General features: G+C 35.0%; 24 protein-coding genes. 18 read left to right on the forward strand and 6 right to left on the reverse strand.

What is annotated here, in order from left to right; translation table 11 throughout:
- The first annotated feature begins 18 nt into the window (after positions 1 to 18).
- The 4 genes from ABWH96_RS04285 (at position 19) to ABWH96_RS04300 (ending at position 4214) form a co-directional block, all read left to right on the forward strand.
- Entirely contained in the window at positions 19 to 1176 is a 1158-nt protein-coding gene (locus ABWH96_RS04285) for a formimidoylglutamase (RefSeq protein ID WP_375580262.1), read from the forward strand.
- Positions 1177 to 1198: 22 nt separating this feature from the next.
- Entirely contained in the window at positions 1199 to 1933 is a 735-nt protein-coding gene (locus tag ABWH96_RS04290; RefSeq protein ID WP_375580263.1) for a DUF6503 family protein, read from the forward strand.
- Entirely contained in the window at positions 1930 to 2373 is a 444-nt protein-coding gene (locus ABWH96_RS04295) for a hypothetical protein (RefSeq protein ID WP_375580264.1), read from the forward strand. The genes ABWH96_RS04290 and ABWH96_RS04295 overlap by 4 nt, the downstream gene beginning before the upstream one ends.
- A 338-nt stretch (positions 2374 to 2711) precedes the next feature.
- Positions 2712 to 4214, forward strand: a complete 1503-nt coding sequence (locus ABWH96_RS04300; protein ID WP_375580265.1) for a sodium-dependent transporter — start codon at positions 2712 to 2714, stop codon at positions 4212 to 4214.
- A gap of 673 nt (positions 4215 to 4887) precedes the next feature.
- Here ABWH96_RS04300 and ABWH96_RS04305 read toward each other — a convergent pair.
- Positions 4888 to 5448, reverse strand: coding sequence for a DUF1543 domain-containing protein (locus ABWH96_RS04305; RefSeq protein ID WP_375580266.1), 561 nt, complete (start codon positions 5446 to 5448; stop codon positions 4888 to 4890).
- A gap of 80 nt (positions 5449 to 5528) precedes the next feature.
- Between ABWH96_RS04305 and tpx the strand changes: the two genes are divergently transcribed.
- Positions 5529 to 6044, forward strand: a complete 516-nt coding sequence (tpx, locus tag ABWH96_RS04310) for a thiol peroxidase (protein WP_375580267.1) — start codon at positions 5529 to 5531, stop codon at positions 6042 to 6044.
- Positions 6045 to 6171: 127 nt separating this feature from the next.
- Here the strand turns inward: tpx and ABWH96_RS04315 are convergent, their stop codons facing one another.
- Complete coding sequence (locus tag ABWH96_RS04315) at positions 6172 to 7161, reverse strand: hypothetical protein (RefSeq protein WP_375580268.1); 990 nt, start codon at positions 7159 to 7161, stop codon at positions 6172 to 6174.
- 413 nt (positions 7162 to 7574) lie between these two features.
- On the opposite strand from ABWH96_RS04315, the gene ABWH96_RS04320 reads away from it, so the two are divergent.
- Positions 7575 to 8342 carry a hypothetical protein gene (locus ABWH96_RS04320; RefSeq protein ID WP_375580269.1) on the forward strand — a complete coding sequence of 256 codons (768 nt, stop codon included), beginning with the start codon at positions 7575 to 7577 and terminating at the stop codon, positions 8340 to 8342.
- A gap of 59 nt (positions 8343 to 8401) precedes the next feature.
- On the opposite strand, the gene ABWH96_RS04325 is transcribed toward ABWH96_RS04320, so the two are convergent.
- A complete protein-coding gene (locus ABWH96_RS04325) occupies positions 8402 to 9844 on the reverse strand; it encodes an aldehyde dehydrogenase (RefSeq protein WP_375580270.1) in 1443 nt (480 codons plus the stop codon).
- Position 9845: 1 nt separating this feature from the next.
- A complete protein-coding gene (locus ABWH96_RS04330; RefSeq protein ID WP_375580271.1) occupies positions 9846 to 10628 on the reverse strand; it encodes an SDR family oxidoreductase in 783 nt (260 codons plus the stop codon).
- A 144-nt stretch (positions 10629 to 10772) separates the two neighbouring features.
- Here ABWH96_RS04330 and ABWH96_RS04335 point away from each other — a divergent pair, with 144 nt between their 5' ends.
- The 7 genes from ABWH96_RS04335 (at position 10773) to ABWH96_RS04365 (ending at position 17154) form a co-directional block, all read left to right on the forward strand.
- Positions 10773 to 11303 (forward strand): 3-hydroxyanthranilate 3,4-dioxygenase, encoded by a 531-nt coding sequence (locus ABWH96_RS04335; RefSeq protein ID WP_375580272.1) that lies wholly within the window; start codon positions 10773 to 10775, stop codon positions 11301 to 11303.
- Between the two features lie 112 nt (positions 11304 to 11415).
- Positions 11416 to 12465 carry an amidohydrolase family protein gene (locus ABWH96_RS04340; RefSeq protein WP_375580273.1) on the forward strand — a complete coding sequence of 350 codons (1050 nt, stop codon included), beginning with the start codon at positions 11416 to 11418 and terminating at the stop codon, positions 12463 to 12465.
- The gene (locus ABWH96_RS04345) at positions 12452 to 12934 is read left to right on the forward strand and encodes a methylated-DNA--[protein]-cysteine S-methyltransferase (protein ID WP_375580274.1); all 483 of its coding nucleotides are present in this window, start codon (positions 12452 to 12454) and stop codon (positions 12932 to 12934) included. The genes ABWH96_RS04340 and ABWH96_RS04345 overlap by 14 nt, the downstream gene beginning before the upstream one ends.
- Before the next feature lie 67 nt (positions 12935 to 13001).
- Positions 13002 to 14312, forward strand: a complete 1311-nt coding sequence (gene kynU / locus ABWH96_RS04350) for a kynureninase (RefSeq protein WP_375580275.1) — start codon at positions 13002 to 13004, stop codon at positions 14310 to 14312.
- Between the two features lie 7 nt (positions 14313 to 14319).
- The gene (locus tag ABWH96_RS04355; protein ID WP_375580276.1) at positions 14320 to 15657 is read left to right on the forward strand and encodes an FAD-dependent oxidoreductase; all 1338 of its coding nucleotides are present in this window, start codon (positions 14320 to 14322) and stop codon (positions 15655 to 15657) included.
- 65 nt (positions 15658 to 15722) lie between these two features.
- Complete coding sequence (locus ABWH96_RS04360; RefSeq protein ID WP_375580277.1) at positions 15723 to 16388, forward strand: flavodoxin reductase; 666 nt, start codon at positions 15723 to 15725, stop codon at positions 16386 to 16388.
- Positions 16389 to 16482: 94 nt separating this feature from the next.
- A complete protein-coding gene (locus ABWH96_RS04365) occupies positions 16483 to 17154 on the forward strand; it encodes an SDR family NAD(P)-dependent oxidoreductase (protein WP_375580278.1) in 672 nt (223 codons plus the stop codon).
- Positions 17155 to 17206: 52 nt separating this feature from the next.
- Here ABWH96_RS04365 and ABWH96_RS04370 read toward each other — a convergent pair whose 3' ends face one another.
- Positions 17207 to 17425 carry a hypothetical protein gene (locus ABWH96_RS04370; protein WP_375580279.1) on the reverse strand — a complete coding sequence of 73 codons (219 nt, stop codon included), beginning with the start codon at positions 17423 to 17425 and terminating at the stop codon, positions 17207 to 17209.
- A 151-nt stretch (positions 17426 to 17576) separates the two neighbouring features.
- Here ABWH96_RS04370 and ABWH96_RS04375 point away from each other — a divergent pair, with 151 nt between their 5' ends.
- The 3 genes from ABWH96_RS04375 to ABWH96_RS04385 all read left to right on the forward strand — a co-directional run bounded on the left by ABWH96_RS04375 (position 17577) and on the right by ABWH96_RS04385 (position 20346).
- A complete protein-coding gene (locus tag ABWH96_RS04375) occupies positions 17577 to 18290 on the forward strand; it encodes a Crp/Fnr family transcriptional regulator (RefSeq protein ID WP_375580280.1) in 714 nt (237 codons plus the stop codon).
- Between the two features lie 78 nt (positions 18291 to 18368).
- On the forward strand, positions 18369 to 19451 hold the full coding sequence (rlmN, locus tag ABWH96_RS04380; protein ID WP_375580281.1) for a 23S rRNA (adenine(2503)-C(2))-methyltransferase RlmN: 1083 nt from the start codon (positions 18369 to 18371) through the stop codon (positions 19449 to 19451).
- A gap of 208 nt (positions 19452 to 19659) precedes the next feature.
- Complete coding sequence (locus ABWH96_RS04385) at positions 19660 to 20346, forward strand: energy transducer TonB (protein WP_375580282.1); 687 nt, start codon at positions 19660 to 19662, stop codon at positions 20344 to 20346.
- Between the two features lie 38 nt (positions 20347 to 20384).
- On the opposite strand, the gene ABWH96_RS04390 is transcribed toward ABWH96_RS04385, so the two are convergent.
- Positions 20385 to 20816 carry a (4Fe-4S)-binding protein gene (locus ABWH96_RS04390; protein ID WP_375580283.1) on the reverse strand — a complete coding sequence of 144 codons (432 nt, stop codon included), beginning with the start codon at positions 20814 to 20816 and terminating at the stop codon, positions 20385 to 20387.
- Between the two features lie 236 nt (positions 20817 to 21052).
- Between ABWH96_RS04390 and ABWH96_RS04395 the strand changes: the two genes are divergently transcribed.
- Positions 21053 to 21535 carry a hypothetical protein gene (locus ABWH96_RS04395; RefSeq protein ID WP_375580284.1) on the forward strand — a complete coding sequence of 161 codons (483 nt, stop codon included), beginning with the start codon at positions 21053 to 21055 and terminating at the stop codon, positions 21533 to 21535.
- Positions 21536 to 21634: 99 nt separating this feature from the next.
- Positions 21635 to 24040 carry a TonB-dependent receptor domain-containing protein gene (locus ABWH96_RS04400; RefSeq protein WP_375580285.1) on the forward strand — a complete coding sequence of 802 codons (2406 nt, stop codon included), beginning with the start codon at positions 21635 to 21637 and terminating at the stop codon, positions 24038 to 24040.
- The last annotated feature ends 45 nt before the right edge of the window (positions 24041 to 24085 follow it).

Here is a 24085-nt window from a genome sequence, read left to right on the forward strand (position 1 = left end):
TGTTATTAAATTCATGCCATGGATTTAAGACTTTTCTTTAGCCCCGTTCCCGAGGAGATTTTTTACGATATCAAAAAACAGGGAAGCTTTTATAAAAATATTCAAGTCTATCAGGAGAAATTTCCTGATTATAAAAGTGCTGATATAGCCTTGATTGGAATTTCCGATAAAGGAAATAATGAAGAGAATGTTGGTACAGTAGGCGGAGCTGATGCCTTAAGAAAGAAGCTCTACAGATTATCAAAAGGCTCAGGTGCTTATAATATTGTGGATTTAGGGAATATTTCGGAAGCTATCGATACAGAGCAGACCTTTGGAAGAGTACAAGAAGTTTGCCATGCTTGTATTGAGAATAATGTATTGCCTATTTTAATTGGCGGTTCTCAGGATATGGGCTTTGCGCAGTATTTGGCTTATGAAGAGATGGAAAAACTCATCAGCGTATTAAATGTGGATGCTTTTTTAGATATGGAAGATAAAGAGGCTCCTGCCAATCAACAGCATGTTCAAAAAATGTTAATGCATCAGCCTAATTATTTATTTAATTATAGCCATCTGGCCTATCAAACTTATCTGGTAAATCCCCAGGCAATTAGCACGCTTGAGAAATTATATTTTGAAGCGCATCGAATAGGAGCATTACGCCATGATATCAAAGAAATGGAGCCAGTTATCCGTCAGGCGGATATGATGACTTTCGATTTGTCTGCCATAAAATCCTCTGATTTTCCTGCTACTGCTCAAGCTCAACCTTTCGGACTGACAGGGGAGGAGGCCTGCCAATTATGTTGGTATGCTGGTATTAATGAAAAATTAAGTGCAGTAGGCTTTTATGATTTTGATGTCACTAAAGATGATAAATCCAATAAGTCAGCAGCAGTTTTAGCTACTATGATTTGGTATTTTATTGAAGGTTTTTACCACAGAAAAGAATCAAGGGACTTCCGTTCTAATGATTATATGAAATATGTTGTCTCTATGCCTATGGAGCCAGAAATCTTAACTTTCTATAAAAGTAATTTCATAGATAAATGGTGGATGGAAGTACCAAATCCGTCTGGCAATAACCGATTCAATCGAAATTCAATTGTTCCGTGCAGCTATTCTGATTATCAGCAAGCCTTAAAGGGCGAGTTGCCTGAAAGATGGATAGTGATGCATTCCAAACTATTTTAAGAATAAGGCGTACTTTTATTTTATGAAAAATATTTTTGGAGTTATAATTTTTGTCTTTCTCATATCTGCTTGTAATCCGACCGAGCAGGCTGCCAACCAGTATATTAAAAATGCTATTGAATATCATGGAGGGCAAGCTTATGAAGCGCTAGATATTCAATTTCAATTCAGGGATAAACTATATGTTCTCAGACATGAGGGCGGGAATTTTCAGTATTCAAGAATTTTTGAAGATTCCACTGGTAGAAGAGTCAATGATATTCTGGAAAACAGTGGTTTTACTAGATTAGTTGATGGAGAAAAGGTGGAATTATCGGCTAAGGACTCAGCCGCTTATGCTAATTCTGTCAATTCAGTTCATTATTTTGCATTGCTCCCTTATAATTTGAAAGATGATGCGGTTTTAGCGCATAATAGAGAGGATGTACTTATTAAGGGTAAGGCTTATAAAACTATTGAAGTTAGGTTTAAGCAAGAAGGTGGAGGAAAGGATTATGAGGATGTATTTATGTTCTGGTTCAATGCTAACACTTATGAAATGGATTATTTTGCATATTCTTATGAAACGGAAGGAGGAGGTGTTCGCTTTCGAGAATCCATCAATAAAGAAAAAGTAGAGGATGTTCTTTTTCAAGATTATAACAACTACAAAGCAGAAAAGGGAACTGATTTGGCAAATTTACCATCTATGTTTGAGAAAGGTGAATTAGAATTACTATCGAAAATTGATTTAGAATTTTTTCCTGAGGCTTTATGATTGTATCAAAACCACGTTATAATACTGTTTTTGCATTGTCCATTTTTTTGGTACTGATTTTTGGTTCGTTTTTCTTATTACTTGACAGCCTCCTAAATAGTGAATCCTTTTTCATTCTGAAACTTATTTTAACACCCATCACTTTAGTTATTGCTTTATTAGTTTTAGGTAAATTATTAGCAGCTATTAAAATTGTAAAAGCAGGAAATAATAGATTGAATATATTTTTTCCTATCAGTCGCAGTCGAATTGATTTGCCATTAGATGAAATCAGAGGTTGGAGAGAGGATGTAGTGAAAACTAAGCAAGGAGAATTTAAAGAAACAAAAATCCTTTATGGTAAGAAAAAAGTGATAAAACTTTCTAATAAAGAGAATACCGAATACGATAAGTTAGTAAAATACCTCAATCAAAAAGCCAAAAAACAAAAGGCTGGTTAAAGGATTGAGCTCGCATATTGCACAGTATCTGCTTTTCAGAGGGCATTATTTATTTTAAAGAGTTTTGTTTCAAAAGGAGGATTAGAAATAAAAATGCTTTAAGCCACCCGGCTTGAGGGGACAAATTGAGAAGAAATGCATAATTGGACTTTATTAAATAAATAGTCTCAATTTTTTATCACACATTCTACCCGTATTGGAATCCCTTAATTTAATCACCTAAGACTGAAAAAATCAGGGCTATTTCCTTCATAGCCCCTAAATGAATCTGCTCATAAGTTTGACAAAGTGATATGTTTAACTAAATTCGGCTTGTTTTAAAACCAAATAAGACATTTATGGCGCAAAAAGTTGAAGAATTTAGTAGTAGGTGGAGTATAATCCTGGCATCCCTAGGAATGGCAATTGGTGCAGGTAACCTTTGGCGTTTCCCAAGAATTGCAGGGGAATACGGGGGTACTTTTATTATACTCTGGATGTTATTTCTTTTAGTTTGGTCTATTCCTTTATTAATGGCTGAATTAGCTTTAGGTAAACATTATCAAAAAGGGACACTAGGCTCTTTAGGTAATTTGGCAGGAAAGAAATTCAATTGGATGGGAACCTTTATCACCATAGTAACTTTAGGAATTGCATTTTATTATTCTGTGGTTACGGGGTGGTCACTTCGGTATTTCATTTTAAACACTGAAGTTCTCTTCGGTTATCTTTTTGGTGCGGGAGAACTGAACCAACAAATCGGTGAAACGGATTTCATGAATACCTTCTGGTCAGGCTTATCGAATTCCAGTTGGGTCGCAGTTGTTTGTTATATGGTAACTATTCTGGCTGCTATTTGGGTGTTGAGCAAAGGCATTAAAAATGGACTGGAGAAAGTGAATAAACTCTTAATCCCAACCTTATTTATCCTTTTGATGGTGGTTTCAGCTTTTGCTTTAAATATGGAAGGAGGTTATCAAGGCTTAGAATATTTATTTACCATTGACGTAGAGAAATTCTCAAATCCGACCATTTGGATTGAGGCTATTACCGACTCTGCATGGAGTACTGGTGCAGGTTGGGGATTGATGATTACCATTGGTTCTTTCTCTAATAAAAGAGAAGATGTTACTTTAAATACATTTTTAGGGGCATTTGGTAATAATACTGCAGCCTTATTAGCGGCAATGGCCATATTGCCAGCTGTATTTGCCATGTCAGCTACTCCTGAGGGAGCTATGGATTACTTGCATTCCGGTAGTCAGGCACTGACATTTACCGTGATCCCTCAGCTTTTTGCGCAAATGCCCGGAGGGCCGATATTATCTTTTATATTTTTTGGGGCATTTTTAATGGCAGCATTTAGTTCTTTGCTGCCTATGATGCAATTGCTCATTAAAAATTTAACGGATTATACCTTGACAAGAAAACAAGCCGCATTTGTGGCCGGAGCATGTTGTTTTATAATAGGGTTTCCGTCAGCTTACTCTCTGGACGTTTTCAAAAATCAAGATTGGGTTTGGGGATTAGGACTTTTGGTAAGTGGAATTTTTATAGCCTTCTTAGTTATCAAATATGGACCAACTAAATATAAAAAGGATTTCATAGATGAGAGTTCTGATTTTACAGTGGCGAATTGGTATTTTAAACTTATGGTTTATGCTATATTCCTATTCGGATTATTCTTAGTATACTGGTGGATGAGTCAAGGTTACAGCGATTATCCTTGGTTTGATGCAGAAGGAAACTGGAATGTGATGGACGTATACAGTAATGCGAGTATCGTTACCCAGTGGGGAATTGCATTAGTCATCGCGATAGTATTTAATGGATGGTTTTACAAAAAATTTGTTAGAAAATGATGAGTACTGAAGCAATAATCGGAATGGTAGTTTGTTTGACAATCACTTTGGGAGGGTTTATCGGTTTAGTGATAAAAGCCCTTTCAATGGATAAAAAGAAGGAAGAAAAATAAGATTAATAAATTGATATAATATTAAAAGGGGGAATCAATCGGTTCCCTTTTTTATTTTTTCTGTTCCTGTTTTCCTCGGTAAAATTAAATTAGTGCATATTATTGGTTAAGGGCATTCTTTCATTGTTTTATGGTGTCCCAGAGGGCAGAATTAAGTATTGAATTGCCAATTTTTGCATTTTAATTCTAGCTTAATCATTCATACTTTTTCCACGGATGAAAAAGTATGCAATCCCGATAGCCATCGGGACTAGGTAAAATGATGCTACTTCCCACAAATGCCAACGCCTGCCCGCCTCCCGAAAGCTTTCGGGAACTCTCCAGCCCGCTTTTTCGTTTAGGCGAAATTGGGGGAGTTAGCCATTAATAAATTCATCAGATGATAAATTCGGTTGTATTTTACTCTTATTTAAATCAAATTCACCTTGTTTCTAGATAATTTTTAACCACTCAACTAAAATTATTTATTCTTTGAATAACTATAGTGTCTCAGTGAGAAAAGTAGGAGTAAAAAGGAGAGAAATAGAAATCTCTATTATCTATAAATGTAAAAAGGGGAATCAGTCAGTTCCCCTTTTATTTTTTTGCTGCAAAAATTCTTTCACCACTTTTTTAGGTAAAACGTGATAGCCGTTAGTTGGCTTTAAGTTTTCAGGCTTATCTGTTGGGATGAGATGAACATGGTATCCATCCAATTCTTCAATGGCAATCATATCATCCACTTCATATAAATCGTCTTTATGAACTTCATCAAATCCATTCAGTAATTTATCTTTTGCTCTTTTCTTAATTTCAGTAGCCAATTTACCCACTAAAAATGTATTGGCATGATGTTCCATAAAATCACCTTCTTTGTAAGCACCGAGGTTAATGAAAAATAATTTCTTGTCTTTTTCTGTACTCTTTTCTTTTTGAAGGCTGATTTCATATCCGTCTACCACATCCAATTCCATATAAGAATCAACATGCATTTTTTCGGGTAGTCCAAACCATTTTTCTAATAATTGGAAATAGCAATCTTCTATAGTTTTGCCAACTGCAAAGACAACATCGTGCAATTCTGTATTTGATATTTCGGCTCTTCCGCCCAATACCACCGCATATAATTTGAGATTATTCATTTTTAAAACTTTATGAGAAATCAATAACTATTCTAACCAAATCAGGTTTAGCAAAGGTAAACTAAATTAAAAAATAAATTATGGCAAAAGTAACATTAGGCGGTAACCCGTCAAATACAGTAGCAGATTTACCTTCTGAAGGACAAAAAGCGCCTGATTTCAAATTGGTTAAAACAGATATGTCAGAAGTTTCACTTTCAGATTATAAAGGAATGAATGTTATTTTAAATATTTTTCCAAGTGTGGACACGGAGGTTTGCGCAATGTCTGTAAGAGAATTCAATGAAAAAGCAGCTTCATTAGATAATACGATTGTTCTATGCATTTCAAAAGATTTGCCATTTGCACAAGCAAGATTCTGCGGAGCAGAAGGAATTGAAAATGCTATTCCAGTTTCCAATTTTAGAAATGATAGTTTTGGAAAAGATTATGGAGTTGAACTAGTAGATGGTGGGTTTAAAGGTTTAAATGCAAGAGCAGTAGTGGTAGTAAATCCTGAAGGTGAAGTAATTTATAATCAATTGGTTCCTGAGATTGGCAATGAACCTGATTATGAAAAGGCTCTCAAGGCAGTGAAGGACACTCAACAGGCTTAAACAATTTATTTGAGAATCTTCAACTTATTTTAAGATTGGTACCAAATGAAAAAAGCCCAAATCAATCTGATCTGGGCTTTTTTAACTCTATTTTATTATAGAAAGGATATTGATTTAAATTTCAACTTTATTCACTTTCCTGTACTTTTACTTCAATTGTAATCGTTCCATTTCCATTAGTATCATCAATAGAAACGACTTTAATTAAACCTAAATAACTTCCTCTATCTTCATCTAATTTAAATGCAATTACGCTACCTTCTGATAATTGTGTAGCAGAAGAGTTAGTAGTAACCTCAGATTCTGCATTAGAAACTAGTTCAGAATTAGTTTCAATATTATCGAAATCTTCTGGGCTTAGGTCAGTTATTAAGAATCGGGTTGAATTCCTAGTTCCGAAGTTGTCCTCGATGGATAAGTCTGGATTAGTTGCTTCGTAAACAGCATTCAGTCCTGCATCATCAATTGCAGCAATAGTATTGTTGTTACTGTTGCCATAGTAGTAAGCAAAATCAATAGTAGAATTATCAATACCTGAAGCATCTCTGGCTTCACCATATGTAAATGTTTCGCCTGATAATGCATTTACAAATCCAGGGTTAGTATTTCCTTGTGCCCCTAGTAATATTGCGCTATAAGTAGAAATTGGTTCATCTGCTTCACCTACTTCAACAGCTAAAGTTCCTTCTCCAGTTCTTTCTTCTCCATCTTCCATTGCAACTGTAAAATTTAAAGTTAAGTTAGCTGCTTCTTCAGGGATTTGAAATCCAGGAATGGTAAAGCTACCTTCCGTTTCGCTAGCAACATTAAATGCGTTTAAATCAATTATTGTACTAGTTTCATCAGCATTTGGCGATAAACCATCACCCTCTAGCGTAATGGTCAAACCATCAAGTTCTATGTCAATAACTCCACCAACTACAGCAGCATCTGCTGAAAAATCAACCACTAAATTTATAACATCTCCTGGAAGGTACTCATCTTGCTCATCCTCAACAGATACAGTAACATTTGGTGCGCTTCCTACAGGTGTTTCGTCTTCGGCAGGGTCACAGGCAGTAAAAATGAACAAACTGGCCACTGCAAACAATAATCCGTTTTTCAAAAATTTCATCATAGTTTAACTCTTTTAATAATATAAAAATAAAATAATATAGTTATATCCGGTTTTATCTACTCGGATAATTTTAAGACCCATATTAAGGCCATAAGGTTGTCTTTAGAATGGAAAATTTTTGTTTAATTAAAAATATTATTGATTCTCTTAATTTTTTATTACTTTTATTTTGTTGAAATGTTAAACGTAAGTAATTAAATGTTAGTATATTAGTTGGTGATAGTTTGAGTGAAAGCTTAACTATAAGTAATTAAAAAAATATTTTTTAGGTATTTCAATTAATTTATATAACTTTATTGATAGAATTTTAAGGAATTAATTTTAACTTGCTTAAAGTTTCATTGTACTTTTACAACGAATTATTAATATTTCGCATTAGAAAACTAAATTTACCATCACTAAAAAACTGAATTATGGCAGAGAATAACCAAAGCATCTTTGACATGATAAACCAATACGGACCTTACGTTGGTATGGTCATCATTGGGGTAGCCGTCTTACTTGTTTTACTTTATTACTTAAGGTTAGGAACTTTAGGAGAATTTAAACAAAAGTATGATTACATTAACAAAAACGAAATTGATGTTTTATGGCGATCTGCTGTAATTATATTGATAGGCGCTGTTATATGGGTTAATTCCCTCTTTGGTGAAACAGAATTTTTATGGCTAGCCGTAAAAGTATTTATTTCTGGTATGTTGGCTCTTATCATCGGTGTAATTGTTCAAAATGTATTGAGATTTTATTTTCCTTTTTACATTGAGAAAAGATTAAAAAAATTACGCTATACCCCTAGGGTCTCTCCTAAAACAGGAAAACCTATGAAATTATTAAGTGAGGAAGAAGAAGATGTGTACCTTGATGAAGGTATGCAAGCAGAGGAAGATATATTCTCAGTTGATTATGATGTATGGGTTGATGAAGAAACTGGCTATACCAAAATTGAGAAATATTCTGGTCACTTGCATGCTTTACAATGTTCTGAATGTAATTATCAGACGCTTAAAGTAGTGAAAGAAGAAATAATTAAGTCGCCAACTTTAACTGAAGATGGAGAATTGATGAAATACTTTAAATGTTCTTATTGTGGACACAAAGCAAGAAAAACATTCCATATTGCAAAACTGAAGGAGCCTAGTCCTGAGACTTCAACTAGTGATAGTACTTCAGCTTCTGCTTAAGATTATAAGTTATTAAATTATAGAAAAGCCAATCAGAAATTTTGATTGGCTTTTCTTTTTTAGAATTGTATACAAATATTCTTAGGTTCGGTAAAAAATCTCAAAGCTTCCAAACCTCCTTCTCTCCCTAATCCGCTATTTTTCATTCCACCAAAAGGAGTCCTTAAATCACGATTCATCCAGCAATTTATCCAGACAATTCCAGTTTCTATCTGATTTCCTATTCGGTGTGCTCGTGGTAAATTATTAGTCCAAATCGTAGAAGCTAAGCCGTATTCACTTTCATTCGCTAGGCTTGTGGCTTCATTTTCATTTTTAAAAATATTTAAACTCACTACAGGTCCAAAAATCTCTTCTTGGTTGGTTCTACAATGATTTGATAGGTTCTCAAAAACATGTGGTCTTAAAAAATATCCATTCTTAGTAGTATGTTCATCCAATTCAATAGCTTCCTCTCCACATAATAATTTTCCTCCTTCTTCTTTAGCTAAAGCAATATAGCTTTTGACTTTTTCTAAATGCTGAGCTGAAACCAGAGCTCCCATATTAGTATTTTGATTTGAAGGATTGCCGACTGTTAAAGCTTTAACTTTCTCAACAAATCTGGTTTTGAAATCATCATATATAGATTCTTCAATATAAATACGAGAAGCACACAGACAGATTTCGCCTTGATTTGTAAATGATGCTCGAACTAAACCTTCTACAGTTTTATCCAGGTTGCAATCAGCAAAAACCAAGGCAGGGTTCTTTCCGCCTAATTCCAAAGATACCTTTCGAAACATAGGCGCTGAAATCTCTGCAATTTTTCTACCTGTTGCAGTTCCGCCTGTAAAAGAAATAGCTTTAACTTTCTTGTTTTGGACGATAGCATTTCCAATTTCTGGGCCAGTTCCATGAAGAATATTTAAAACCCCTTTTGGTAAACCTGCTTCAATGCAGATTTTACTGAACAAATAAGCAGTATAGGGAGTGATTTCAGATGGCTTGGCTATTACACAGTTTCCAGATGCTAATGCTGGAGCTATTTTCCAAGTAAATAGATAAAGCGGTAAATTCCACGGTGAAATACATGCCACCACGCCAATAGGCTTTCTTAATGTGTAATTAATAGAATCTTTTCCTGCATGTGATTCACTACTAAATTGTGTGATTGCATGAGCGAAGAATTCCATATTAGAAGCTGCTCTAGGAATATCAACCGTTTTTGCTAATTGAATAGGTTTACCTGTATCTATGCTTTCTGCCAATGCCAATTCTTCCAAATTATCTTTAATAAGATTTGATATTTTCATCAAATAGTTCGCTCTTTCTTTTGCTGATAATCCACTCCAATCGGGAAATGCTTTTTCAGCTGAAGCTATTGCTGATTTTAAATCTTCCTCATCAGAAAGTGGGATTTTGGCAAATGTTTCTGCTGTTGCAGGATTTACATCATCTAAATAATCAGCTGAATGAGGAGGTTTTAATTCTCCATTGATGTAATTGGCTATCATTTCCATATCAAATACAGTCTAATCGCCCTCCATCCACAGGTAAATTCACTCCATTTATATAGGCCGCTTTTTCTGAGGCTAAAAACAATACGGCATCAGCTACTTCATGAGGCTCGGCAAATCTACCAGCAGGGATTTTTGATTGCATATCTTTGCTAACTTCATCTAAACTTTTGCCACTTGATTTGCTTTTGCTTTGAATCAATCCTTCCAGTCTGCCGGTCATTGTTGCACCTGGTAAAACGTTATTTACGGTAATACCAAAAGGCCCTAATTCATTGGAAATAGTTTTAGACCAACTTGCGACTGCTCCTCTAACCGTATTAGAGATCCCCAAATTAGGAATAGGCTGACGAACAGAAGTAGAAATAATATTGATTATTCTTCCATATTCTTCAGATTTCATTTTAGGAATTACGGCTTGTGCCAAATATTGATTACAAATCAGGTGTTGTTGAAATGCAATCATATAATCTTTTCCCAAGGCTTCATGCGCTTGCCCAGGGCTCGGCCTTCCGGTATTGTTGATTAAAATATCCACTTGATGTTTAGCGCAATATTCTAATGCAATTTCTCTCAGAGATTCTGGATGGCAGTAATCAGCCACTAAAATATGATGTTCTTGATTATTGTTTGCTAATTCATTTTGTGTGGCTTCCAATTTGGATTTATCCCTTGCGATAAGGGTCACGTTGGCGCCTTCTTTTGCAAAAGCTTGAGCAATCGCTTTGCCAATTCCAGCTGTGCTTCCGCCAACCATTATTCTTTTTCCTGATAAATTTAAATTCATTTTAATTATTTTTATAGAAGAACATTTTCTGCTGTTAATATTATATTTCTGATTTTAAACTCCGTCTTAATTTCACTAAATTTAGAAGATTAACAAAATCAATTTACAGATAAGACTGTTTAAAGCTTTATAAATTGGGAAACGATGGCAATAAAAAAACCTTTTAACTTAACAAAGTGGGTGGAGGAAAACAGAGATTTGTTAAAACCACCCGTAGGGAATAAAAATTTATATAAAGAAGCCGGAGATTATATAGTAATGATTGTTGCTGGGCCAAATGCCCGTAAAGATTACCACTACAACGAAACGGAGGAACTTTTTTATCAATTGGAAGGAGAAATTTCCGTTAAAGTCCAGGAAGATGGCAAAGCAGTTACCATGGATTTAGGCCCTGGTGATATGTTTTTGTGCCCTGCTAATACGCCCCACAGTCCTATTCGAAAAGAAGGTTCTATTGGCTTGGTAGTGGAAAGAATTCGAAAAGGAACTGATATGAAAGACGGTTTATTGTGGTTTTGCGATAAATGTAATCATAAATTGCATGAGACCTATTTTCCTCTAGTGGATATTGAGAAAGATTTTCAGCCTCGATTCAAAGAGTTTTACGCTTCAGAGGAATTGCGCACTTGCGATAATTGCGGACATGTAATGGAAACAGATCCTAGGTTTGTATAAAAAGAGCCTATTAGGCAATTAATTAAGTTAATTTTATCCCGATAGCTATCGGAGTTGATATTGAGTACCAAATAATAAATATTTATATTTTTCATTATTAGATTCTGCATAGATGGAAAAAGTAGCAGACATAGCAACAAAAAGACCATTAAAGGTTGATATACATACGCATATTTTGCCAAAAAACTGGCCTGATTTGCGTGAGCGATATGGCTATGGTGGATTCATTCGTTTGGAGCACCATAAGCCTTGTTGTGCCCGCATGATGATGGACGATAAATTTTTCAGGGAAGTAGAAGATAATTGCTGGGACCCTAAGACGAGGATGCACGAGTGTGATCATCATAATGTGGATGTTCAGGTTCTTTCTACCGTTCCCGTGATGTTTAGCTATTGGGCAAAGCCAGCAGATGCACTAGATTTATCCATGATGCTGAATGATCACATTGCTAGCATAGTAGATAAATATCCTGATAGGTTTATTGGATTGGGAACTTTGCCTATGCAAGCCCCTGACTTGGCAATTAAAGAATTAGAGCGTTGTGTAAATGAGCTAGGTTTGGCAGGTGTGCAGATTGGTAGCCATATAAATGATTGGAATTTAGAAGCACCGGAAATATTTGCAGTTTTTGAAGCGGCCCAAGATTTAGGAGCCTCTATTTTTGTACATCCCTGGGATATGATGGGGAAAGATCAAATGCCAAAGTATTGGTTGCCTTGGTTAGTGGGTATGCCTGCAGAAACCTCAAGAGCAATTTGTTCTATGATTTTTGGAGGGGTATTCGAAAAACTTCCTGATTTGAAGGTAGCTTTTGCACATGGAGGTGGCTCTTTTCCTGCTACTATCGGTAGGATTGGACATGGTTTTGATGTACGCCCAGATTTATGTGCCATAGATAATCCGCATCACCCTAGTAAATATTTGAAAAAATTTTACGTAGATTCATTAGTCCATGATCCCTCCACTTTAGAATATTTGATTAAAACCATGGGAGAAGATTTCATTGCTTTGGGAACTGATTATCCATTTCCCTTAGGTGAATTAGAACCAGGAAAAATTATAGAAGGAAGTGATTTCTCCTATGAGTTAAAAGCAAAACTTCTAGGACAAAATGCTTTAAAATGGTTGGGTTTACACCAGGAAGAATATGCAGGGCATTGAGAAGGAATTTTTCATCGATACCAAAATAGGAAAACTCTTAATAGGGATTTCTCAAAATAAAATTGCCCGTATTTCATTTAATCAACCGAATAATAGCCTTAAGGGAATAAAGCCCAAAGTGGTGACTAATTTGGAAAATCAACTTTTGGAATATTTCAATGGTCACAGAAAAACATTTCAATTAGAATATTCTTTAATAGGAACAGATTTTCAAAAAGAAGTTTGGCAAAAATTACTTGAAATCCCTTACGGAAAAACCATTAGCTATGGTAAATTAGCAGCTCAATTAGGAGATGTTAAGAAAATAAGAGCTGTTGCCAATGCCGTAGGTAAAAACCCAATTCCGATCGTGATTCCATGCCACAGAGTAGTGGGGATGCATGGGAATTTAACAGGTTATATTGGCGGATTGGCAAACAAGAAGTTCTTAATAGAATTGGAATCAAACAGACAGTTGGGATTATTTTAGAGGATGTTTATTAGGTGCAAAATTCAAACTTACATCCTATATTTATTATTAGACATTATTTTATAGAATGGCAGAAAATTATCAGAATACACTTGAGTATGCAAAGAAAATGGATCAAGAGGATCCTTTAAAAAAATATAGAAATGAATTTCATATCCCTGTTATAGATGGGCAGCAAGTGATTTATTATACCGGGAATTCTTTGGGATTACAGCCTAAAAGAACTCGCGCTTTTATTGAAAAAGAAATGAAAGACTGGGAGCTTTTTGGAGTAGAAGGTCATTTCAATAAGAAAAAGGAAAACATCTGGTATAAGTATCATGAATATGGAAAAGAAGCCATAGCTGATATTGTAGGTGCCAAACCAATTGAGGTGGTGCCCATGAATAATTTGACTGTTAATCTTCATTTATTATTAGTTTCTTTTTATAGGCCAACCTCAGAAAAATTTAAAATAATAGTGGAAAAGGGCGCTTTTCCTTCTGATCAGTATGTTTTTGAATCTCAATTGAATTTTCATGCAAATCACGGAGGTCAAAAGTTATTTGATCCTGATGAGGCTTTAATAGAAATTGCTCCAAGAGAAGGAGAAGATACTTTAAGAACTGAAGATATTATTGCAACCATTGAAGAACACCAAAATGAACTTTGCTTGGTGATGATGGGCGGTTTACAATATTATACCGGACAATTTTTCGATTTGGAAAAAATCACAAAAGCAGCACATAAGGTAGGAGCCTATGCTGGGTTTGACTTGGCACATGCTGCTGGAAATATCGAATTAAAACTACATGATTGGGATGTGGATTTTGCTTCTTGGTGTACTTACAAATATTTAAATTCTGGTTCAGGTAATGTGTCTGGAATTTATGTGCATGAAAGATTTGCCAATGAAAAAGACCTTCCTCGGTTTGCAGGCTGGTGGGGACATGATGAAAAAGAGCGCTTTAAAATGGAAAAGGGCTTTGTCCCAATGGAGGGAGCTGATGGCTGGCAATTGAGCAACACTAATGTGTTAGGTCATGCAGCTCATTACGCTTCTTTAGAAATCTTTAAAGAAGTAGGAATGAAAGCCCTAAGGAATAAGAGTGTTTTATTAACGGGTTACCTTGAATTTTTAATTAATGAATTCAATAAGAAAGAAAAGATCTTTGAAATTCTTACTCCAAAAGAACCTGAAAACAGAGGTTGTCAATTATCCTTATATTTATTAAAATATGGAAAACCTTTATTTGATGAATTGATGAAAAGAGGTGTATTGGGAGATTGGAGAGAGCCAGATGTCATCCGTTTAGCTCCAGTTCCATTGTATAATACTTTTGAAGAGCAATTCCAATTCATAGAAAAGCTAAGGGATGCTGTAGAAGCCGTAAAATAAACTGATTTTGAAGAAAGAAATTAAACATATCGGAGTTTTAGGTGCAGGTTTAGTGGGTGCACTATTAAGTATTTATCTAAGAAATAGAGGCTATAAAGTAAGCCTTTATGAGAAAAGAGACGATATGCGAAGATCTTCTTCAGATTCAGGTCGCTCAATTAATTTGGCTCTAAGTAAAAGGGGAATTAAAGCTTTGGAAGACATAGGCGTAATTGAGGAAGTAAAAAAGATTATGCTTCCAATGGAAGGCAGGATGATGCATAGCCAAGATGGGGATCTTACTTTTCAACCTTATGGTAAAGAAGGTCAGTTTATTAATTCTGTTTCTAGAGGAAACTTGAATAAGATTTTACTGGAAAAAGCAGAAGCAGCAGGAGTTGAAATCAAATTCGAACATACTTGTAAATCTGTTGATTTAGAAGGTACTAGCGTGACTTTTAAAACTTCAAATGCAGAAAAAACCATTCAATTTGACCTGATTTTTGGTTCGGATGGAGCTTACTCACAGATGCGTCAGGCAATGTTGAAAACGGATAGATTTAATTATGAGCAATATTATATTCCTCATGGTTATAAAGAACTGTCAATCCCGCCAACAGAGGATGGGGATTTTGCAATAGCTCCAAATGCATTACATATTTGGCCAAGAGGTCAATATATGTTGATTGCGTTGCCTAATCTGGATAAAAGTTTTACCTGTACATTATTCTTTCCTTTTGAAGGACAGCCTTCCTTTGAAAGTTTGCAAAGTCCTCAGCAAGTATTAAATTTTTTCAAAAACACATTTCCTGATAGCTTGCCCCATTTAAAGAATATTCAGGATGAGTATTTTCAAAACCCAACCTCTTCTTTGGTGACCGTAAAATGTGAGCCTTGGGTGAAAAATAATTGTGTACTTATTGGCGATGCTGCACATGCTATTGTGCCATTTTATGGGCAAGGAATGAATGCGGGTTTTGAAGATTGCTATGAACTCAATTTTTTATTAGAAAAACATTCAGACGATTGGGAAAAGACATTAGAAGAATATCAAGAACTAAGGAAGAAAGATGGAGATGCCATTGCAGATTTAGCATTGCATAATTTTGTTGAAATGCGGGATTTAGTGGCAGATGAAAAATTTCTGGTTCAAAAGAAGATAGAAGCAAAGCTGCATGAATTATTCCCTGATAAATGGATTCCACTTTACTCTATGGTGACTTTTAGTGATTTGCGTTATTCCGAGGCCTATGAAATTGGAAAGAAACAACAAGCCATTATGGATGAAGTAATGCAAAAACCCAATATTTTAGAAAATTGGGAAAGCATTGATTTAGAAGCTATTGTCCAAAAACTCGATGACTAGCTTTTAAACTAAGAAAACATATTTTGTTGATTTCGTTTCTATAAAAGAACTAAAATTTTATAGAAATGGCATATACCGTAAAAATCACCAATGTGTTATCATTAACACATAACGTGAAACAGATTACAACAGAGAAACCAAATAATTATAAGTTCACACCAGGACAAGCAACAGAAGTAGCCATCAACAAGAATGATTGGAAAGATAAAAAGCGACCTTTCACCTTCACATCCCTTCCAGAAGATGAACATTTAGAATTTGTTATTAAAACTTATCACGATCATGAGGGGGTAACGCATGAAATCGATAGCCTAGTAGAAGGAGACGAACTGATTATTGATGATGCTTGGGGAGCTATTGAATTTAAAGGAACTGGAACCTTCATTGGTGGAGGTGCTGGAATAACTCCTTTTATTGCAATTTTCAGAAATATGGAGAAAAATAATGAGATTGGGGAAAATAAGTTGATTTTTTCCAATAAAAGGGGAGATGATGTAATCCTAGAATCTTATTTTAATGATATTTTAGGAGAAAATTTCATTTCTACCCTTACCCACCAAAATATTGAAGGTCATGAAAATAAAATCGTAGATATGGATTTTCTAAAAAGGCATTTGGAAGATTTCACCCAAAAATTTTACGTATGTGGACCTGATGCCATGGTGAAAGATGTAAGCAAACATTTAGAAATGTTAGGAGCAAGTCCTGACGCAATAACTTTTGAAAAATGAATGGTCATTGACCGTCTTTTTATATAAGGTCATAAGAGCAGTGGTTAATTTTTTACCAAGCATAATAATTCGTATCAATATTTAAACAGATTACATGATGAATATATTAATAAGTGGAGCAGACGGTAATTTAGGAAGTGCGATAGTGGATAAATTAAAATCAGAAGGGCATGGGATTTATGGTCTTTTCGGAAAAAAAGAAAATGCCCAAAACCCGGAAGTAAAATTTAAAAAGGAGTCAATTGATTTAACTGATCCAAAGGCTTCCTCTGATGCAGTTGAAAAAGCAAACAACGCTTTTGGAGAAATTAACGGAGCAGTTTTAACAGTAGGAGGATATGCAGGTGGGGGTATCAAGGATGTAACTATAGGTGACATTCATAATCAAATTAAATTGAATTTTGACACTGCTTTTAATTTAGTGAAGCCATTATTGAGGAAAATGCCAAAAGGAAGTCAACTATTCCTAATTGGTGCGAAACCGGTTTTATCAGCTAATGAATTGAAAGGTGTAGTTTCTTATGGATTGGCTAAACAATTGATTTTTAGTCTGGCAGATATTATCAATGCTGATTTTTCTGACCATGGAATTAGTGCGCATGTCATTGTGCCAAGCATAATTGATACCCCACCCAACAGAGAGGCGATGGCTGATATGAATTTCGATGATTGGGTAAAACCTCAGCAAATTGCAGAAACAATTTCACATTATTTAAAACATCCTGAGTTAAGAGAGGGTGTGATAAAAACTTATGGAAATATGTAAAGTAATTGTCTCAAAAGTTTGTTAACGTTTAACTTTTGAGACAATTTTTATTTTATGATTTTAATAGATTTCTTAATCCTAACAAAGCAATTATACTTCCTGCAACCAAAGAAGTGTAATACCAAGCTTCACTCATACGATAAGCATCTTCTTCCAGTAAATCATTAACTTTTTCACCAATAGATGCGTTTGGACTATGGTCTATTGCCCAATAAATAGTAAATGCACCAATAGCGATTAAAATAATCCCGCTTAAAAGTCCTTTTTTCATAGTTTAAAAAATTTGATTTATGCAATTTAATTAAAATTAAGAGAATTCTTAAACTGATATAGTTGGTGTTTTTTATTGTAATCAAAATTATTCTATATTTATGTAAGCAGACCGCAACTAATTTTTTGAGCTTACGATAAGCCTAGTAGATATGTCTAAAAAAGTAAAAAATATTCCTTGTGATTTATGTCTAAGCAGACGTAAATCTATGTTTAACGGACTTCCGAATGATGCCCTTTGCGCATTGAGTGAACATAAAAGTACTTTAGCTCATAATAAGGGGCAAGTACTTTTTCTAGAAGGTACTCAACCTATGGGGTTATTTTGCATAAGCGAAGGCAAAGTAAAAATCTATAAAACAGATGATTCTGGAAGAGAGCAAATCGTACGTTTAGCTCAAGAAGGGGATTTTTTAGGTTATAGAGCTTTACTCTCTGGTGAAAATTATAATTCATCCGCTACAATTCTTGAGAATGCAAAAGTTTGTTTTATTCCTAAAAGTAGTTTCACTGAGCTTATATCTAAAGACCAAGGATTTCAAAATAAATTGATGCAAGCCGTCTGCCATGATTTGGGCGTAATGGAGCAGAAAATGGCTGATATGGCAAATAAAACGGTTAGACAGCGATTGGCTACTACATTGTTAATGTTAAAAAGCTCATACGGGGTAGATGGCGATCAAAAAACTGAAATCGATATTGCATTAACAAGGGAAGATTTAGCAAAAATTGTAGGGACTGCCACTGAAACTCTAATTCGATTGTTATCCGATTTCAAGAAGGATGGACTAATTGACCTAAACGGCAAAAAAATAAGTGTCTTAGATGAAAGGGCATTAGCAAAAGAAATTGATCTCTTTGCTTAAACTCCTAATTTTCCAATAATCTCTGAACTAATATCACATCATTAGGCTTATGTCTGCTGATTATTGTAATTTTGTGCTATGCAAGAGAAAGCAGTCCATATTCAGAAAGAAGTAATAGAGGTAAATCTTAGCAAAAAGGATATCCGAAAAATGTCTGTTGATGCCATTGCAGCAGATTTAACCGCATCAGGTGAGAAAGCATTTAGAGCCAAACAGATTTATGAATGGCTTTGGATGAAGTCAGCGGCTTCATTTGAGGAAATGACTAATCTTTCTAAAAACCTAAGGGAATGGCTGGATCAAAACTATTGCATCAATAGAATTACCATTGCCGATAAGCAATTAAGTTCAGATAGGACTATAAAAGTAGCATTTCGACTGCATGATGGAAATGAAGTAGAAGGCGTGCTAATTCCTACCGAAAACAGAATGACTGCATGTGTTTCCTCACAAGTAGGCTGTTCTTTAAGTTGTAAATTTTGCGCCACAGGTTACTTGAAAAGAATGCGAAATCTGGAGGCTGCTGAAATTTACGATCAGGTGGTGATGATCAAGGAATTGGCGGAAACACATTACGATATGCCACTTTCCAATATTGTATATATGGGAATGGGCGAGCCGCTCTTGAACTATAAAAATATGATGGAGTCCATCGAGCACATCACTTCCGAAAAGGGATTGTTTATGTCTCCTAAAAGAATAACGGTTTCTACAGCAGGTATCTCCAAAATGATTAAAAAGTTGGCTGATGATGATGCAAAATTTAATTTGGCGCTTTCGCTGCATGCTGCCAATGATGAGAAAAGAAGCCAAATCATGTCCATTAATGACAGTAATAACCTTCCCGTTTTGAGAGAGGCTTTAGAATATTACCACTCTAAAACCAAAAATAGGGTAACGTTTGAATATTGCGTATTCAATAATTTCAATGATAGTCTGGAGGACGCAAAAGAACTGTGGCAATTCACCAAATATGTTCCTGCCAAAGTCAATTTAATTGAATATAATCCAATTGACCAAGCTGATTTTACCAATACGGATGAAGATAAGCTTGATAAATTTGCTGCTTTTCTTGAAGATAGAGGTGTAATTGTGAATGTCAGAAGAAGCCGAGGTAAAGATATAGATGCCGCTTGTGGGCAATTGGCAAACAAGCACTAGTCATCCTACTTTTAGGTGTTTTTACTTAAAATACCAAAGATTTTTATGTTAGTAATATAGATATGCTACTGTAAAAACGCCACAATAGAGAAAAACGGTGAGTCAATAATTATTAAAATATTCAAGTGATTTATACTTAATGCAATTTCTTTGCGTTATAATATCAGGTGTATGAATAATCATGTTTAACTCTAAATGATTATTCACTATGGAACATTTCAAAAATGCCACTCGAAAATTGTATGCTAAGCGTCCGTTGTTTTTCAATATTGGACTCGTTATAGCCATTGGTCTTTGTTTTATTGCCTTTGAATTTAAGGTTTTTATAGCGGAAGAGGATAAAGTTGAATTACCAGATGAGGAACCTGTAGTTTTTTTAAATGATGATGTGATTCAAACTTCCCATCCACCAAAGCCAATGCCCAAAAAATTGCCTGAACCTAAAGGAGATGTAAATATTGTGGAAGTAGAAGAATTAGTTGAGCCTGACGAGAAAAAAGAAGTAATTGATATTGAAGAGGAAATGAAGGATTGGGAAGATTTTTCAGAGCCCGAGGAGAAAGTGGAGGATAACACCCCCTATGATCCATTTGCATTAGAAGTAAAGCCACAATTTAATGGCGGAATGGACGGTTTTTACGAATATATTGCTAATGCCATTGAATACCCTTCATTCGAGCAAAAGCGGAATATTGGAGGTAGGGTAGTTTTATCTTTTGTGATTGAAAAAGATGGTTCTTTATCAGAAGTGAAGGTCTTAAAGAAGGTTTCTGAAGGTATCGATAAGGAAGCCACTAGAGTGATTGAAAATGCCCCAAAATGGAAAGCAGGAAAGCAAAGAGGTCAAGCGGTGAGAGTGAAAATGACTATTCCTATTTACTTTCAATTGAGATAAATATTAAAAATAGAATGGAAGCTTAAATAGCTTTCATTCTATCCTTCAAACCCAATTTTGCTGTGAGTTCCATCACAATACGGCTTATTTCCCGATGCCCCACATCTACAAAATGCAGTTATCTTTTCTTTATTTTCGATTTCCCCATTTGAATGTTTGATTTCGATTATCCCTTTCACCATCAAAGGACCATTTTTGCTGACTTCAACTTGGATAGCAGTATTTTCAGATTTATTTTCTTGTTTTTGATTTTTCCAATAACCTGAAAGTGCACCCGATGGACAGGCTTCCAACTGTTCCATAATTCTTTTGTCCTCTGCACCTCCTGTATTCACCCAAGGTCTTTCATCTGTTCTAAATACCTCTGGAAGTTCTCTCCAGCATTTTTCACTGTGAATGCAAAGAGAAGGTTGCCATTCCACCACTAACTCATCGGATTCATAAGATTTTTTAGTTGGTTTGATTTTCATTTCATTTTAGCGATTTGATTCATTAATTAAGTTAATGAAATTTTAGAAAAGATTTTAAGGGAACATTTAAAAAATCAATACAGATTGCTGGTCATTTTCAATTACCATTTATGGAAGAGATGTTTTATCAATATTGAAATAAGTCAAAAAGCTGTAAATTTACATAACCTGATTTTATTCATTTGAAAAAACAATTCATTCTCATATCGTTTCTTTTTTGTCTTTTAGCTCCTGCTATGGTGACCTATCTATGGCTAAAGCACCAAAAGAAGCAAGTTAAGCATGAGGTAAAATGGAAAATCATTGAGGGAATAGATAAATCTGAACTTGTTTTAATTCATCTAAGCAAAAACGAGGCAGCTGAAAAATTAGATTGGGAACATTCCAGAGAGTTTGAGTTTGAAGGAGAAATGTATGATGTGGTGGAATTTGAGGAAACTGCAGATAGCGTGAAATACTGGTGCTGGTGGGATTATGAAGAGACATCATTAAATAAAAATTTGGCTGAAGTGGTCAATAATTTATTAGGCAACCATCCTGATAAAAAGGAAAAAGAACAAAAACTGATTTCATTTTATCAATCTCTATTTTCAGAGAAAGTATTTCAATGGCAAGCTTTACAATTTGTAAGATTACCGTATTCATTTACAGAGTACGAGTTCATTCTAAAAGATTATAACAACTCTATTCCATCCCCGCCTCCTCAAAAAGTAGTTTAATTATTCTTTTTGCTATACTGATTAACTTGGATTTTTATATCCTCTACTAATCAGTAAAGTCTTCTATTTTTTAAACTATTTATAAACTAAAAATTTATAATGAGGAATATTTTATTGCTCTGCTTGTTTTTGGGCAGTTCCACTATTGCCTTTTCTCAAACAATTACCGTCAAAGACGCCAATACTTCTGAGCCTATTGAAATGGTCACTATTGTGAGTGAGGAGTTGCAGGAATTTATTAGCACTGACCATTACGGTAAAGCTGATATTTCAGCATTAGTAGGAGCTCAGGCTATACAAATACAACGATTAGGCTATCAATTAAAAGTCGTAAGCTATGAAGAGCTAAAGTCATCTAATTTTGAAATATTGCTTCAACCTAATAATTTCAATTTGAATGAAGTGGTCATTTCAGCTACAAGGTGGAGGCAGAATACTGGAGACATACCAGCTAAAGTAAGTTCAATTTCACCTGAGGAGGTCGAATTGCAAAACCCACAAACGGCAGCGGATTTATTAGGCGTTTCTGGCAAAGTCTATATTCAAAAAAGTCAGCAAGGTGGCGGGAGTCCCATGATTAGAGGGTTTGCTACTAATCGTTTGCTTTATACGGTTGACGGTGTCAGGATGAACAATGCGATTTTCCGTGGGGGGAATATTCAAAACGTCATTAGTTTGGATCCTTTTGCTACTGAGAATACAGAAGTTGTATTTGGTCCTGGTTCTGTTATTTACGGAAGTGATGCCATCGGTGGTGTGATGAGTTTTCAGACTTTATCAGCAGAACTTTCAGATTCTGGTTCTGCTAAAATTTCTGGAAAGGTAAATTCCAGATTTTCTTCGGCTAATAAGGAGAAAACTATTCATGCTGATATTAAATATGGCTGGAAAAAATGGGCGTTTGTAACTAGTGCTAGCCGCTGGGATTACGATCATTTAAGGCAAGGTAGCAAAGGTCCAGATGATTATCTAAAATCCTATTATGTAGAAAGAATAGAAGGAGAAGATCAAGTAGTGGAACAGGAAGATCCCCTAATTCAAAATCCTACTGCTTATACTCAAAAGAATTTTATGCAAAAGATCAGATTTCAGCCAAATGAAAACTGGGATTTCCAATATGGATTTCATTATTCTGAAACTTCTGAATATGGAAGATATGATCGGCATAATAGGGTAAGAAAGGGAGAGCCGAGATACGCAGAATGGAGATATGGCCCACAAAAGTGGATGATGAACAATTTGAATATCACCCATTCAAAAGAAACCAAGTTTTTTGATCAACTGTCTATCCGATTAGCACAACAACAATTTGAGGAAAGTAGAATAGATAGAAATTTTCAGGATAATATCCGAAGAAATAGATCGGAAGAAGTAGATGCTTATTCTGCGAATCTTGATTTTATTAAAAAGATTGGGAAGAAAAGTACTGTCTTTTATGGAACTGAATATGTATTAAACAATGTAAACTCCACTGGACAAGCTGAAAATATTGAAACAGGAACAGTTAGTAGTTCGGCTTCCAGATATCCTGAATCAAGCTGGAGTTCAATTGCAGTTTACACCAATTATGAATATAAACCTTCAGACAGGCTTACAGTGCAAGGAGGAGTTCGCTATAATCAGTTTTTATTGAATGCAGAATTTGATACAGCCTTCTATTCTTTTCCTTTTACAGAAGCTAAGATAAATAATGGAGCCCTTACTGGAAGTTTGGGAATGGTCTATCATCCTGGGGATTCATGGTCTCTCAATGCTAATTTTGGTACTGCTTTTCGTGCTCCAAATGTTGATGATGTAGGGAAAATCTTTGATTCGGAACCTGGAGCTGTAGTAATTCCCAATCCGAATTTAACTGCAGAATATGCTTATAATTGGGATATTGGAATAGCTAAAGTTTTCAATGATTTTCTGAAAGTGGATTTCACGGCTTATTACACAATTCTTAACAACGCCATGGTTCGAAGGAATTATCAATTGAATGGACAGGATAGCATCATTTTCGATGGTGAAAGAAGTCAAGTTCAATCCATTCAGAATGCAGCTATTGCTAATGTTTACGGGCTTCAGGCAGGAATGGAAATAAAATTTCCAGGAGGAATTAATTTATCTTCCGATTTAAATTATCAAATAGGTGAAGAAGAGCTGGATGATGGCTCAGTAAGTCCTTCAAGACATGCACCTCCATTGTTTGGGACTACTCGGTTGAATTTTAAATCCGGGGATTGGAATGTTCAGCTTTACGCCAATTACCAGGCAGAAAGACAACATTCGGAATTAGCGGTTGAAGAAAGAAGAAAAACCGAAATTTATGCTTTAGATGAAAATGGCAATACTTATGCACCTGCTTGGTACACCCTAAATTTTAAAATGAGTTATGAACTTTGGAAGGATTTTGGATTGAATTTCGGAGTAGAAAATATAACTGACCAGCGTTACAGACCCTATAGTTCGGGAATGTCAGCTCCTGGCAGGAATTTTATTGTGTCACTAAATTTGAACTTTTGATATTATTTTGATTTCAGGAGATTACTTTTAATGTAGTCTCTTGAA

The sequence above is a fragment of the Marivirga tractuosa genome (assembly GCF_042140215.1).
Classification (GTDB): Bacteria; Bacteroidota; Bacteroidia; order Cytophagales; family Cyclobacteriaceae; genus Marivirga; species Marivirga tractuosa_A.

What these genes read in the sequence shown, in the direction of transcription:
- ABWH96_RS04400 (WP_375580285.1), top strand. Translation starts at nt 21,635, where the DNA reads ATGAGGAATATTTTATTGCTCTGCTTGTTTTTGGGCAGTTCCACTATT.
- ABWH96_RS04325 (WP_375580270.1), bottom strand. Translation starts at nt 9,844, where the DNA reads ATGGAAATGATAGCCAATTACATCAATGGAGAATTAAAACCTCCTCAT.
- ABWH96_RS04330 (WP_375580271.1), bottom strand. Translation starts at nt 10,628, where the DNA reads ATGAATTTAAATTTATCAGGAAAAAGAATAATGGTTGGCGGAAGCACA.
- ABWH96_RS04370 (WP_375580279.1), bottom strand. Translation starts at nt 17,425, where the DNA reads ATGAAAAAAGGACTTTTAAGCGGGATTATTTTAATCGCTATTGGTGCA.
- ABWH96_RS04390 (WP_375580283.1), bottom strand. Translation starts at nt 20,816, where the DNA reads ATGAAAATCAAACCAACTAAAAAATCTTATGAATCCGATGAGTTAGTG.
- kynU (WP_375580275.1), top strand. Translation starts at nt 13,002, where the DNA reads ATGGCAGAAAATTATCAGAATACACTTGAGTATGCAAAGAAAATGGAT.
- ABWH96_RS04395 (WP_375580284.1), top strand. Translation starts at nt 21,053, where the DNA reads ATGGTGACCTATCTATGGCTAAAGCACCAAAAGAAGCAAGTTAAGCAT.
- ABWH96_RS04290 (WP_375580263.1), top strand. Translation starts at nt 1,199, where the DNA reads ATGAAAAATATTTTTGGAGTTATAATTTTTGTCTTTCTCATATCTGCT.
- ABWH96_RS04295 (WP_375580264.1), top strand. Translation starts at nt 1,930, where the DNA reads ATGATTGTATCAAAACCACGTTATAATACTGTTTTTGCATTGTCCATT.
- ABWH96_RS04320 (WP_375580269.1), top strand. Translation starts at nt 7,575, where the DNA reads ATGGCAGAGAATAACCAAAGCATCTTTGACATGATAAACCAATACGGA.
- ABWH96_RS04315 (WP_375580268.1), bottom strand. Translation starts at nt 7,161, where the DNA reads ATGATGAAATTTTTGAAAAACGGATTATTGTTTGCAGTGGCCAGTTTG.
- rlmN (WP_375580281.1), top strand. Translation starts at nt 18,369, where the DNA reads ATGCAAGAGAAAGCAGTCCATATTCAGAAAGAAGTAATAGAGGTAAAT.
- ABWH96_RS04360 (WP_375580277.1), top strand. Translation starts at nt 15,723, where the DNA reads ATGGCATATACCGTAAAAATCACCAATGTGTTATCATTAACACATAAC.
- ABWH96_RS04305 (WP_375580266.1), bottom strand. Translation starts at nt 5,448, where the DNA reads ATGAATAATCTCAAATTATATGCGGTGGTATTGGGCGGAAGAGCCGAA.
- ABWH96_RS04300 (WP_375580265.1), top strand. Translation starts at nt 2,712, where the DNA reads ATGGCGCAAAAAGTTGAAGAATTTAGTAGTAGGTGGAGTATAATCCTG.
- ABWH96_RS04285 (WP_375580262.1), top strand. Translation starts at nt 19, where the DNA reads ATGGATTTAAGACTTTTCTTTAGCCCCGTTCCCGAGGAGATTTTTTAC.
- ABWH96_RS04375 (WP_375580280.1), top strand. Translation starts at nt 17,577, where the DNA reads ATGTCTAAAAAAGTAAAAAATATTCCTTGTGATTTATGTCTAAGCAGA.
- ABWH96_RS04365 (WP_375580278.1), top strand. Translation starts at nt 16,483, where the DNA reads ATGATGAATATATTAATAAGTGGAGCAGACGGTAATTTAGGAAGTGCG.
- ABWH96_RS04385 (WP_375580282.1), top strand. Translation starts at nt 19,660, where the DNA reads ATGGAACATTTCAAAAATGCCACTCGAAAATTGTATGCTAAGCGTCCG.
- tpx (WP_375580267.1), top strand. Translation starts at nt 5,529, where the DNA reads ATGGCAAAAGTAACATTAGGCGGTAACCCGTCAAATACAGTAGCAGAT.
- ABWH96_RS04345 (WP_375580274.1), top strand. Translation starts at nt 12,452, where the DNA reads ATGCAGGGCATTGAGAAGGAATTTTTCATCGATACCAAAATAGGAAAA.
- ABWH96_RS04340 (WP_375580273.1), top strand. Translation starts at nt 11,416, where the DNA reads ATGGAAAAAGTAGCAGACATAGCAACAAAAAGACCATTAAAGGTTGAT.
- ABWH96_RS04335 (WP_375580272.1), top strand. Translation starts at nt 10,773, where the DNA reads ATGGCAATAAAAAAACCTTTTAACTTAACAAAGTGGGTGGAGGAAAAC.